The sequence below is a fragment of the Paenibacillus shenyangensis genome, assembly GCF_000346635.1.
In the GTDB taxonomy this organism is placed as follows: domain Bacteria; phylum Bacillota; class Bacilli; order Paenibacillales; family Paenibacillaceae; genus Saccharibacillus; species Saccharibacillus dauci.
In genome coordinates, this window is sequence record NZ_AOIG01000007.1 from 172,874 (window position 1) to 185,559 (window position 12,686).

At 47.3% G+C, this 12,686-nt stretch carries 10 protein-coding genes; all 10 read left to right on the forward strand.

Annotated features, from left to right (window positions below):
* The first annotated feature begins 127 nt into the window (after nucleotides 1-127).
* The 10 genes from H065_RS0106245 (at nucleotide 128) to H065_RS0106290 (ending at nucleotide 12,663) form a co-directional block, all read left to right on the forward strand.
* Entirely contained in the window at nucleotides 128-1,759 is a 1,632-nt protein-coding gene (locus H065_RS0106245) for a formate--tetrahydrofolate ligase (protein WP_017812170.1), read from the forward strand.
* A 169-nt stretch (nucleotides 1,760-1,928) separates the two neighbouring features.
* Nucleotides 1,929-3,599: a response regulator gene (locus tag H065_RS0106250; protein WP_017812171.1), complete on the forward strand. Its 1,671-nt coding sequence runs from the start codon at nucleotides 1,929-1,931 to the stop codon at nucleotides 3,597-3,599.
* Nucleotides 3,589-5,439 carry a sensor histidine kinase gene (locus tag H065_RS0106255; RefSeq protein ID WP_017812172.1) on the forward strand — a complete coding sequence of 617 codons (1,851 nt, stop codon included), beginning with the start codon at nucleotides 3,589-3,591 and terminating at the stop codon, nucleotides 5,437-5,439. Before H065_RS0106250 ends, H065_RS0106255 begins: the two co-directional genes overlap by 11 nt.
* Nucleotides 5,440-5,549: 110 nt before the next feature.
* Entirely contained in the window at nucleotides 5,550-6,914 is a 1,365-nt protein-coding gene (locus tag H065_RS0106260; RefSeq protein WP_017812173.1) for an ABC transporter substrate-binding protein, read from the forward strand.
* A gap of 72 nt (nucleotides 6,915-6,986) precedes the next feature.
* Entirely contained in the window at nucleotides 6,987-7,934 is a 948-nt protein-coding gene (locus tag H065_RS0106265; RefSeq protein WP_017812174.1) for a carbohydrate ABC transporter permease, read from the forward strand.
* Nucleotide 7,935: 1 nt separating this feature from the next.
* Nucleotides 7,936-8,772, forward strand: coding sequence for a carbohydrate ABC transporter permease (locus tag H065_RS0106270; protein WP_017812175.1), 837 nt, complete (start codon nucleotides 7,936-7,938; stop codon nucleotides 8,770-8,772).
* A gap of 111 nt (nucleotides 8,773-8,883) precedes the next feature.
* The gene (locus H065_RS0106275; RefSeq protein WP_017812176.1) at nucleotides 8,884-10,842 is read left to right on the forward strand and encodes a glycoside hydrolase family 127 protein; all 1,959 of its coding nucleotides are present in this window, start codon (nucleotides 8,884-8,886) and stop codon (nucleotides 10,840-10,842) included.
* A gap of 248 nt (nucleotides 10,843-11,090) precedes the next feature.
* On the forward strand, nucleotides 11,091-11,519 hold the full coding sequence (locus tag H065_RS0106280) for a universal stress protein (RefSeq protein WP_017812177.1): 429 nt from the start codon (nucleotides 11,091-11,093) through the stop codon (nucleotides 11,517-11,519).
* A 338-nt stretch (nucleotides 11,520-11,857) separates the two neighbouring features.
* The gene (locus tag H065_RS0106285) at nucleotides 11,858-12,109 is read left to right on the forward strand and encodes a YolD-like family protein (protein ID WP_017812178.1); all 252 of its coding nucleotides are present in this window, start codon (nucleotides 11,858-11,860) and stop codon (nucleotides 12,107-12,109) included.
* A 122-nt stretch (nucleotides 12,110-12,231) separates the two neighbouring features.
* On the forward strand, nucleotides 12,232-12,663 hold the full coding sequence (locus tag H065_RS0106290) for a MarR family winged helix-turn-helix transcriptional regulator (protein ID WP_017812179.1): 432 nt from the start codon (nucleotides 12,232-12,234) through the stop codon (nucleotides 12,661-12,663).
* Nucleotides 12,664-12,686: the final 23 nt, after the last annotated feature.

Below are 12,686 nucleotides of genomic sequence, written 5' to 3' on the forward strand. Positions count from 1 at the left end.
GTCCGGTTTTATGTATACATAATCTTAACAGAAAATTGCGTTCTTTGCTGATAAGCTTGCAGCTGCAAACACCTTCTCTGAACATGGTATGATAATAAACATATTCCATTGTAGGAGGTACATAAAAATGAAACCCATTATAGACGTAGCTATCAAAGCGGGAATTCCTGAATCCGCTGTAGAAATGTATGGAAAATACAAAGCCAAGCTGGATCCCGAAACAATCAATCAGCTAGTAAACAGGCCGGATGGCAAGCTGGTTCTTGTTACAGCAATGAACCCAACACCGGCAGGTGAAGGGAAGACACTGACGACCATTGGATTGTCCCAGTCGCTGAATGCCATAGGAGTACACGCCATAGCAGCATTGAGAGAGCCGTCGCTTGGTCCGTGTTTTGGTATGAAGGGAGGGGCAACCGGTAGCGGACAGGCACAGATTGTACCTGCGGACGAGATTAATCTGCATTTTACCGGTGATATCCATGCTATTACATCAGCACATAATCTGCTGGCAGCGATGATCGATAATCATCTGTATTACGGAAATGAGCTAAATATTCATCCCAAAAAGATTGTCTGGAAACGTGCAGCCGATATGAATGACCGGAGTCTGCGCAGCATTGTAACCGGGATGGGTCCCGGCAATGGAGAAGTAAGAGAAAGCGGCTATCTGATCACTTCGGCTTCGGAGGTTATGGCGGTGCTTTGTCTCAGTGAGAATCTGGAGGATCTAAAGGACCGACTGAGCCGGATAGTTATCGGTTATACCCGTACCGGACAATCGGTTACAGCTGCAGATTTGAATGCTGTGGAAGCAATGGCGGTATTACTGCGCGATGCGATTAAGCCAAATCTGGTACAAACGCTCGAAGGCACGCCAGTCATTATCCACGGTGGTCCATTTGCCAATATCGCACATGGATGCAGCAGTGTAATCGGCACTCGTATGGCGCTTCGGCTGGGCGATATTGCAGTAACAGAAGCAGGATTCGGAGCAGAGCTGGGTGCGGAGAAGTTCATGGATATCAAATGTCGTCAGACCGGATTGCAACCGGATGCGGCTGTACTCGTCGTCACTATAAAAGCATTGAAATATAACGGTGGAGTACGTGTTCAGGATCTGGATCATGAGAATAGCGAAGCTCTCCAGCAGGGGATGGCCAATATGCGCCGTCATCTGGATAATCTGCGGAAATATGGCGTCCCCGTACTGGTAGCCATTAATCATTTTGCGGGAGATCATAAAGAAGAGATCGCCCTGGTTATGGAAGAATGCAGAAGACTGGGTGTGGCGGCAGAGTTATCAAGCGTCTGGGCCGAAGGAAGTGCAGGTGGAAAAGCACTGGCTAGTAGACTGGTCGATCTACTGGCAACGGAGCCTTCCCATTATCAACCCTTGTATCCGGACACAATGCCCCTAACTGCCAAAATCGAGCGTATTATCACGAGTATCTATGGTGGAGAAGGTGCAGCCTACTCACCTTCAGCCGAACGTACATTAAATGAACTAGAAGAAAGTGGATTTGGTCATTTGCCCGTCTGCATGGCCAAAACGCCTTATTCGTTTAGTGATCAGCCTGAACAGCTGGGTGCCCCCGAAGGATTTACAGTTCATATTAACAGGGTTGCTTTGTCTGCCGGAGCCGGATTTATTGTAGTGGAGACCGGCAATACCATGACGATGCCTGGCTTGCCCAGAGTCCCGGCCGCTGAACGTATGAAGCTGAACTCGGACGGACACATTGAAGGTCTGATTTAATATTCTGATGAGTCAAAGCAGAGATAGATATTCTTTGATAGCAGTAAATATAATCATTTTAAGACGAGAAGAAGAAAAGCAATCCTCGCTTGTTTATCGTTAATATATATGATATTAATTAATAATAATATGAATTATATTTACTGCTGTTGGGAAGGAGGGAATCATAATGACAGAATCTCAATTGCAGGTGTTGGTAGTGGACGATGAGCCTCGTCAGCGGCGCGGAGTAGCTGCCCTCATACGCCAGCTTCGTCCGGATTATAAAGTGCATGAAGCCAGCAATGGACAGGAAGCCCTGGAGATCAGTCTTGCTTATCCTATTGATCTGGCGCTGACCGATATTCAGATGCCGGTAATGAACGGGTTGGACTATATCCGTCAGGTTCGCAGCAGCCGGCCTGATCTGCGTATTGTACTGATTACCGTATATGACGAGTTTCAATATGTACAGCAGGCTATCCGGCTCAGTGTCATGGACTATATGATCAAACCGGTAACTTCAGAGCAGCTGCTGCCCTTGTTGGAGAGTACCGAGCGGGACCAACAGCAACGGCAGATACAGTTGGAGCAGCAGCAGTCCCTATCCCGTCAGCTCGCCAAACTGGAACCTGTATATCAGGAGCATTTGTTGCACCGCTGGTTGACTGGTACATTGAATCATGAAGAACAGCAGGAATGTCAGCATTATTTCCAACAGGATACACAGATCAGTATCTGGCTAATGCGCCGAATAGACGTTTCCCAGTTGGAAGAATCGATCTGGAAATTGCAGCTGCGGCAGCATATTCATGCAGCTGTTGCTGAATATGTGAACCTGTATTGTACAGGTATGGATGATTCTGATGATCCGCTCATCATCATTGTAGAATGGCCCCGGGACTGGCAGGAGCATAACAGACAGGAATGTCGCAACCGGGTCATGGATATGCTTCAATATTTGAAATCAGTGAGTAGTATGGATGTTCATACTGGAGAAAGTGTGTTGTTTCATGCAGCTGATAACGCTGCGGCTGTTCATTCCGCTTATCGATCGGCAGAAGTTGTACTGGAGAGACATTTTTACGATTCATCTGGCAGTTGGCTCATTGCTGCATCCGGTGAACAGGGTATTCACCCTGCGCAGCTGACATCGTTCGGGTATCCATCTACTGCCCTTATTGAAAGCGCTATCCACAAAAGGGATCAGGTCATTGTGCAGCAGGAATTGGATAATCTGCTGGACCAGCTGTCCGCAGATCGTCCTTCGGTACCTCTGCTTAAGTATCATTTGCTGCAAATCATCATGCCGTGTATCCAGCAGGCTTCAGCTGGTCTGGAACAGGGTATACGGGATCTTTATTTGCAGCGGCTGGAGACAGTAATCCGGGAGGCAGCCTGGCTTGTCGATCTGCGTATCCATCTGCTTGGGCTGCTGAGCGAATGGATAGAGCAGCTCGATACCTGCCGGATGAGTAAAAGTGATCAGGCGATGCTCGAATGCCGGGATTATCTGGAGCAGCATTACCATGAAGATCTTAGCCTGGATGAGGTAGCAGGGCGGTTTTATTATAATCCATCCTATTTCAGTTTGTTGTTCAAATCGCATTTTGGTACTTCGTTTACTGATTATATCCAGCGCCTACGGATGCAGCGTGCCCGTGCGCTGCTGCTGGAGACCAATGAACGTATTGCCGAGATTGGTCAGCGAGCTGGGTACCGGGATATCAAGTACTTTGCCAAAGTATTCAAAAAAACATTTCTGTATACTCCGGAAGAATACAGACGCCAGTTCAGACGCTCTGTTACAACGGTAGAGTCTGTAGCAGGGGGAGGAGTGAGCCGCTCCGGTGTCGATTAATCCAGCCCGCTGGTTCAAGGATATGAGCTTCAAAAAGAAACTGCTGCTGTCTCATCTGCTGCTGGCCAGCCTGATCATTTTGAGCCTTGGCTTCATTTACAATCATATCGCCTACAAGGATCGGATGGATAATATACGCTATAGCACCAGCAATATACTGCACACCAATAACCAGCTGCTGGACGACCGTTTATCGGCAATCGAATCCAGTATGAGTATGCTTCCGCTGGATTATGATTTGCTGCGAGCTGTGAATGCTGTAGATCCTGCAAGCGCTTCTTCACTGGTGAAGACAGACCGGATGATTACGCCAATTTTATTCAAGTACTTCAGCAATCATGAGGAGGTCTATTCCTCTTATGTAATGACGCCTGAATACAGTTATGGCAGCAATGCACTGATGTACGTTACGCCGGTAAACTTCTATCAGTCCATACTGGCACAGTCAGCAGAAAAGGGACAAGGCGGTGAAGTATGGATTCCGACCTATTCCTACACCAGCATGTACAAGCAGGAAGAACTGCGTGAGGTTCCGCTGGAATATGAATCGTTAATCTCTGTGGTCAAACAGCTGAATATGACAGCGGCGGATGAGTACGGCAATATCCATCGCCTGCTGGAAGATCGTGAACCGCCTGTGCTGCTTATTAATATCCGTCCCGAATCGCTCGCCCGGGTATTGAATGAATATGTACAGCACAATGACTACAATCAGCTGGCGTATGGAATGGTAAATAAAGCCGGCGTGCCTGTGCTTCGTCTGGAAAAAGGCAAATTTGCCGAGACCCGGGTATCCGAGCTGCCCGCAGCCATAGGCGAGCAGGAACAGGGAATGCTCATTCAGCATACGAATGAACAGGACACGATGGTCTTTTATGAAAAAATGAAAACAACAGGCTGGATCTCGTATATCGAGATTCCGATTCCGGCTGCGGTGAACAGCCTGCAGACACTACGCTTGACTACCGGACTGTTCCTGCTATTTATGGCTCTGGTCTCTGTTGTACTCGCTTATCTGCTGTCCAGCTATATCACACGTCCACTGACACGGATCAAGCAGGGAATCCGGCAGGTAGAAAAAGGACAATTTGATATTCGTATTCATTCGGATAGCCAGGATGAATTCGGTCAACTCACCGAGATGTTCAATGAAATGAACCGTCGGATTGAGCAGTTGATTGAAGAAAATTATGGTTCCCGTCTAAGGGCCAGAGAGTCAGAGATTATGGCACTGAACCTGCAGCTGAATCCGCATTTTCTGTACAATACACTCAGTACGATGTACTGGATTGCGATCGAACATGGACAGCATGAGCTGGCACGGATGATGATCAGTCTGACGGAGATGCTGCAGATTACTACCCGCAATAAGCAGGAGTTATGGAAGCTGGAGACCGATCTGAGCTGGCTGGATAAGTATATGTACATTATGCAGAACCGGTTTGAAGGAAAGTTTACAGTGGATATGGATATAGAACAGGAACTGCTGGATACGGAAGTACCCAAGCTGTTTTTGCAGCCTTTTATCGAGAATGCCATTATTCATGGTTTTGGCGAAATCGAATCGGGAGGCACTATTCATATTCGCGGCTGGCTGGAGGGAGAAGAACGTCTTTTTGCCGTGGAAGACAATGGCAAAGGGATTCCGGATACGCTGATGGATCATATTCATACCGGTAATATTCGTTCCACTGGTATCGTTAATGTGGATCGCCGCATGAAGCTGCTGTATGGCAGTGAATACGGAATTCATATGCAGCGAAGAGAATCGGGAGGTACACTTGTACTGATTCGATTACCTTGCCAACACTCTCCCAATGAAAATACCCCAATCCAATAATAATCGAGTTGTAGCTGATGTAAGCGCTTGCTAATATGAGTTTATCCAATGCTGCAGCATCGATATATTATACCGGGAAATGAGGATTTTTCGGTCTGGGAGGTATTTGCATGAGAGTCAAATTACTATTATGGACATTATGTTCGGCACTGCTGATCGGTCTGCTGGCTGGCTGCAGTTCTGACAATAGCGGTTCGGCACAGACCGTTGATGGCAAGCAAAAGGTAACACTTACTTATGCTTCATGGGGCAGTACTAATGAGAAAAAGGTACAAGAACAGATTGCTCGTCAATTTACCGAAAAATATCCATGGATCGAAGTCAAATACATGCATATTCCGGGTGACTACGTTACCAAGTTGACGACGATGTTTGCAGCCAACCAGGCACCGGATGTATTTCCAATCTACAAGGCGCAGGGGCTACAGTGGGCCGAACAGGGCAAACTGTATAACCTGAATGAATTTTTGAAAGAAGACAAGGAACTTACACCGGATACGCTGATTCCCAATGCTATTCTCTACTGGGACAAAGATAAAGTAGCCGGTATCAAAGTGACCGAGGAAGCGTTTGGTCTTTATTACAATGCGGACATGTTCAAGGAAGCCGGTCTGCCACTGCCGCCGACCCAGGCAGAGCAGGCATGGACATGGGATCAATTCCTGGATACCGCCAAAAAGCTGACGATCGACAATAATGGCAATAATGCTACCAGTCCCGCTTTTGATCCATCCAATGTCAAGCAGTACGGTGTACGTTTTGATACATGGATGTGGCATCTGATGGTGCCATCCAATGGCACAAGTGTTATTTCCGAGAAAAAGGACAAGCTGAATCTGGAAGATCCGCAGATGATTGAGGCAGTACAGAAAATGGCTGATCTGATCACAGTGCATCATGTAGCACCATCACCAACCCAGTCCAAAAACATCCCTGCACCGGCTGTTGCCCTGCAAAGTCGCAAAGTTGCAATGGATCTGGATGGACAATGGGTACAGCTGGATCTTGGACAATCGGGTATGAATTACGGAGTTGGCGTACTGCCCAAACTCAAGGAAAGCAAAACAACTTTGTTCGGCGAACCGGAAGTAATCTCTGCGACAACCAAGCATCCCAAAGAAGCATGGATGTTCTATAAATTCCTGCTGGATGCCAAAAGTGGTCTGGATATGCATGCCAGCGGTCTATGGATGCCGGTTAGCAAAGAATGGTACACCGACCCGGCGCTGATTCAGCAGTGGGCGACCGTCAAACCGGGACATCCGGAAGGCTATACCGATGCCATCATGAAGCAGACACTGAATAATGGTGTGAACTCTTACGAATATTATCTAAAAAATTCAGAGAAAATCAGTGCCATTATCAATCCTGCTCTCGATCAGGTATGGCTCGGCAAGAAAACGGTACAGCAGGCATTCAGTGAAATCTCTGCCAAAGCCAACGCGGAATTTAAAGGAACCTATCCGGAGGAATAAGGAAGTCTCTATATTCTCCCTGTATTCCAGACATGTTCATTATTAAATTCCGTGAAAGCAGAGGTGGGACATATGCAATCCATGACAGAAACGGCCCAGCGCCGTCAAACGATATCCAAAAGCTCCTTGTCTTCCATCCGGCGGCGGGAAAACTGGCTGGGCTGGCTGTTCGCAGCTCCGGCGATCCTGGGCTTTGTCATTTTCGTGCTCGGTCCGATGATTGCCAGCCTGTGGCTGAGTATGACTGATTATAAGGTCGCTTCTACGCCGCATTTTATTGGGCTGGAGAATTATCGTAATCTATTCAACGGTACAGATGCCTTTTTCTACAAATCACTGGGAGTCACTTTGTATTATGTGATTCTGAGTGTGCCGCTTCAGATTATTGTAGCTTTTTTCCTGGCGATTCTGCTGAATCAGAAGGTGAAAGGACTGACCTTTTTCCGGACAGCCTTTTATCTGCCGACCATTGTGCCGTTGATTGCGTCCTCGATGGTCTGGCTGTGGCTGTTCGATCCGGATATGGGACTGCTGAATGTCATTATGCGAGCGCTCCATCTGCCGGAGAGTCAATGGATCTATAGCGAGACGACTGTTGTACCTACGCTGGTGCTGATGAGCCTGTGGACGGTGGGCGGAACGATGGTCATTTTCCTGGCTGGACTCAAGGACATCCCGGATCATTACTATGAAGCGATAGAGATCGACGGCGGGAATGCCTTGCATAAGCTGTTATATATCACGATTCCGCTGACATCGCCGACTATTTTCTTTAATACAATTATGGGCTTTATCGGTGGGTTCCAGGTATTCGTCCAGCCTTATGTAATGACGCAGGGCGGACCGAACAATGGCAGTCTGTTCTATATCTTTTACCTGTTCCGGGAAGCGTTCACGTTCTCCAATATGGGATATGCCTGTGCGATTGCCTGGGTGCTGTTTATTGTCATTATGCTCTTTACCTTCCTGCTGTTCCGTACGTCCCAGAAATGGGTCTATTACGAAGGGGAGGGACGCTGATATGACCACATCCGCTTTTCGCTGGCAGCGTGTGCTGCTGTATGCTGTGCTGATTATGGGCTCACTGTTGTGTTTGTTTCCTTTTTACTGGCTCGTACGCAGCTCCATGATGGACTTGGCACAGATTTTTGAAATGCCGCCCAAATGGATTCCTGAGCCCTTCGTCTGGCGCAACTTTATCGAACCGTTCGAGCAGCTTCCTTTTGGACGTTACTTTTTGAATACGCTGATTATCGTAGTAGGTACGCTGATCGGTACGCTGCTATCAAGCACGATTGCCGCCTATAGCTTTTCCCGGATGAAATGGGTCGGCCGGGACAAAGTATTTGCCATCCTGTTGACCAGCATGATGCTGCCATTTGCCGTCACCCTGATTCCGACGTTTATCGGCTGGCAGTCGCTTGGTCTGATCAATTCGTATGCACCGCTGATTGTACCGGCTTTTTTCGGCGGGGGTGTATTTAATATTTTCCTGCTGCGTCAGTTCTATATGACATTGCCACGAGAACTGGATGAAGCGGTATTTGTTGATGGAGGTAATCACTTTACCATTTTTACCCGGATTATTCTGCCATTATCCCGTTCGGCGGTACTGGTGATCGGTTTGTTTACTTTCCTCAATACATGGAATGACTTTATGGGACCGCTCGTGTATCTGAATGATGAGAGCAAGTTCACACTGGCTATTGGCCTCCAGCAGTTCCAGGGCATGTACACTGCTCAGTGGGGCGTACTGATGGCTGCTTCCCTGATTATCGTTCTGCCTGCCATTCTGCTGTTCGTGATCTTCCAGCGCTATCTGATTGAAGGGATCGCTCTCACAGGAATTAAGGGATAGGATACAGGCATTAGGGATGTCAGGATCAAAATACGGGGATAGCAAGTCCGGCTGCAAGCTGTCTTATCCCTGATTCCACCCAATTTAACCAATAGATAAAGGAGTTTACACATGGAGAAACCAAAAGAACTGCTGCAAATTGTTAGTCCCAAGGAAGTTCATATTCAGGATGAATTCTGGTCGAGCTATAACAAGCTCGTACGCGAAGTTGTTATTCCCTATCAGTATGATGCACTGCATGATCGTATTGCCGATGCCGAGCCCAGTCACGCGATCAAGAACTTTGAGATTGCTGCCGGCCGGGCAGAAGGGGAGTTCCATGGATTCGTATTCCAGGATACCGATGTAGCCAAATGGATTGAGGCTGTCGGCTATTCCCTGATGACCCATCCGGATCCGGAACTTGAACGCATTACCGATGAAGTTATCCAGCTGGTATCCGAAGCACAGGGCGAAGATGGTTATCTAAATACGTACTTTACTATCAAAGAGCCGGACAAACGCTGGACCAATCTGGCAGACTGTCATGAGCTGTATACCGCAGGTCATATGATTGAAGCCGGTGTAGCCTATTATCAGGCAACAGGTAAGCGCCAGCTGCTCGATGTGGTATGCCGTCTGGCTGATTACATAGATACGGTATTCGGCCCTGAAGAAGGCAAGCTGCACGGTTATGACGGTCATCAGGAGATTGAGCTGGCGCTGGTGAAGCTGTATCGGTTAACCGGAGAAGAGAAGTACCTGCGTCTAAGCCAGTTTTTCATTGATGAACGTGGCAAGCAGCCGAACTTCCTGGAGCAGGAGTGGGAGAATCGGGACCGGATCAATTTCTTTGTCGGCAAAACAGACCGGATTGATCTGGCCTACAGTCAGGCTCATGTACCGGTTCGTGAACAAAAAGTCGCTGTCGGTCATGCCGTGCGTGCAGTCTATATGTATACGGCGATGGCCGATCTGGCTGGACAGACAGGAGACGAGAGTCTCTATGAAGCCTGCAAAACGCTTTGGAATAATATCGTGCACAAGCAAATGTATATTACCGGCGGTATTGGATCAACTCATCATGGCGAAGCTTTTACCATTGATTATGATCTGCCGAATGATACCGTCTATTCGGAGACTTGTGCTGCGGTAGGAATGGTCTTCTTCGCCCACCGGATGCTGCAGATTCAGCCAAAAGGGGAGTATGCGGATGTGCTGGAACGCGCATTGTATAATACTGTCACCGGCGGTATGTCCCAGGATGGCAAGCATTACTTCTACGTTAATCCGCTGGAAGTATGGCCAGCTGCCTGCCATCATAACCCGGATAAGCATCATGTGAAGCCGGTACGCCAGAAATGGTTTGGCTGCTCATGCTGTCCTCCGAATGTGGCACGCCTGATCACTTCACTTGGTCAGTACATTTACAGCAGCGATGAGGATACAATCTATACCCATCTGTACGTTGGTGCATCGGCGGAACTGCCGGTTGGCGGTCGACCTGTTCGGATTCAGCAGGAGACAGGCTATCCATGGAACGGGGCATCCCGTTTTACCTTTACTATGGAACAACCGCAGTCGTTCACACTCGCTCTGCGTCTACCGGGCTGGTGCAAGCAGTCAGCACTGACGATCAATGGAGAGACAGTACAGTATGCTTCCCTGCTGCGTGATGGTTATGTCTATATCCAGCGTGAATGGTCTGCCGACGATGTAGTAGAGTGGAATATGGAAATGGATGTACAAATCATCCGCGCCAACCCGAAACTGCGCGCTACCTCAGGTAAAGTAGCGCTGCAGCGCGGTCCGCTCGTCTACTGTCTGGAGCAGGCAGATAACGGTGAATTGATCGCAGCTCTGCAGATCGAGACCGATCAACCGATGACTTCGCGATTTGACGAAAGACTGCTCGGCGGCTGTACCATCATCGAAGGTAGTGCTATTCGCGAACAGGAACAAAATTGGGGCGAATCCCTCTATCAGGATCACGCTCCCGAGCAAACCCGCCAATCTTTCACCGCTATTCCTTACTTCATGTGGGGCAATCGTGGCGAAGGTGATATGACTGTCTGGGTGCGTAAAGCATAATATTTCCATATTATAAAGCTTGATTACCAAGCAATATAAACGTTATTTCCTAAGGATCTATCTCACCCCCTGCCTCCCAAGCAGGGGGGTTTTGTTTGGAAAGACGAAAATGGTGAGATCTTTTATAAATGAAAACGCTTGCAATTGGAATAAAATGGGTTTATATTGGAATCAGGTATGGTCTCCATACTGCTGATTCAATAGCTAACTGCCGGATAAGGAAGCCCATATCAAAGGAGGAGTTCACCATGGCGATCTCGCATGTTCTTGTCCCTTATGATGGTTCCATGCATTCCCAGAAAGCATTGGAACGTGGAGCAGCGCTTGCCCAGAGCCTGCAAGCCGAACTGGAAATTCTGTATGTGGATTCAGCGACTGTAGATGAGCTGCGTCAACCTCTCATTATGACCTCCAGTGAACTGGAGATTTATTTTGACCATAAAGAAGACGAGATCCGGCGTAATCTGCGTGAGATGATCTCCAAAATTCCTGATGCCCGGACTGTAATTCTGTATGGCAGTGCAGCCAAGGGAATTGTGGAATATGCACAGCAGTCACAACCTGATCTGATCGTCATGGGCAGCCGAGGTCTCAGTACCATGAGTGAGATGGTATTAGGCAGTGTGAGCCGTTATGTTACACAGCGAGCCCAGGCTCCGGTAATGATCGTCAAATAAACAGATCTCTGCTGCTAAAATGGATGGCCGGTCTGTACACTAATAATGTATTGGTAAAGCTCTGCTAAGCCAATAATCTACCAGTACCAAATAAGATAACTGGTAATTTAATGGAATACCTATATATGTACCGACCGTCTGTCTCGTGGACGGTCTTTTGCTGTATTTATAGGGAAGCATAAGATAAAGGAAGGCTTCCATACAGGATATAGAACAATACAGCAATGTAGATATATTCACAAAAGGAACGTTTGTTCTTATTTTTTTGTCAAAAGTATTGTGTATACGAACATATAAGGTTAAAATGGATATAGCATATTGATTAGGGAGGTATTTCGTTGGCTAAAGCGAAAGTGGCCAAGCGTCCAACACGCGATGAATTTGTTCTGGAAGAAATGGGTAACCAACTCACTGAAGCGTACCGTGAAAAGTCAGAGATCGTTCTAACCGTATGGGGTTGGGAAGACACAGTGCGCGGTCAGATTGTAAATATGGACTCACGTACAGGCAAGGTGCATGTACAGCAGGTCGAAGATTTATACAAGATTCCTTTTATGGATATTATGCAGGTGAATTATCCGAGGGATTAATAAGACGTATATAATATTTTTTATGCGTTTTTCAAAATAAGCTTTGACTTTGAAAAATAAGAAGTAATATACTAGCATAGTCGATTATCGGCTATGCTAGTATTTATTTTAGGAGGATAAATATGCCTTTTGATCAGGAACAGAGTCCTCTGGGACTGTTATTATCCCGAACTTATCTCTTATACCGAAAAAAAGCAGCCCAGCGCCTGCAACCTTACGATATTACTCCTGAACAATTTGGTATATTGCACCAATTGAGCAGACATGGCGGCGTATCTCAGAAAGAACTGGCTCGGGTTCATGAGCGGGATCAGACGAGTATCGGCAAGACCCTGGAACGTCTAGAGAACAAGCAGCTTGTACAGCGGCAGGTCGATCCCAATGATCGTCGTGCAGTTAATGTACATCTAACGACCAAAGGCATGGAACTACTGGAACAGGTTACTCCGGCTATGCGTGGAATCGAGATGGAGATTAATGAGATGCTGACAGATGAAGGCAGTGACCAATTTATTGAATCCATTAATAAAATATACAAAAATCTATCCGGCTGAATATATAAGCCGGTGATTTTTTG

Bases quoted from the DNA above. Each gene is read 5' to 3' on its own strand.
- H065_RS0106270 (WP_017812175.1), top strand. From the start codon at position 7,936: ATGACCACATCCGCTTTTCGCTGGCAGCGTGTGCTGCTGTATGCTGTG.
- H065_RS0106260 (WP_017812173.1), top strand. From the start codon at position 5,550: ATGAGAGTCAAATTACTATTATGGACATTATGTTCGGCACTGCTGATC.
- H065_RS0106290 (WP_017812179.1), top strand. From the start codon at position 12,232: ATGCCTTTTGATCAGGAACAGAGTCCTCTGGGACTGTTATTATCCCGA.
- H065_RS0106250 (WP_017812171.1), top strand. From the start codon at position 1,929: ATGACAGAATCTCAATTGCAGGTGTTGGTAGTGGACGATGAGCCTCGT.
- H065_RS0106280 (WP_017812177.1), top strand. From the start codon at position 11,091: ATGGCGATCTCGCATGTTCTTGTCCCTTATGATGGTTCCATGCATTCC.
- H065_RS0106245 (WP_017812170.1), top strand. From the start codon at position 128: ATGAAACCCATTATAGACGTAGCTATCAAAGCGGGAATTCCTGAATCC.
- H065_RS0106265 (WP_017812174.1), top strand. From the start codon at position 6,987: ATGCAATCCATGACAGAAACGGCCCAGCGCCGTCAAACGATATCCAAA.
- H065_RS0106275 (WP_017812176.1), top strand. From the start codon at position 8,884: ATGGAGAAACCAAAAGAACTGCTGCAAATTGTTAGTCCCAAGGAAGTT.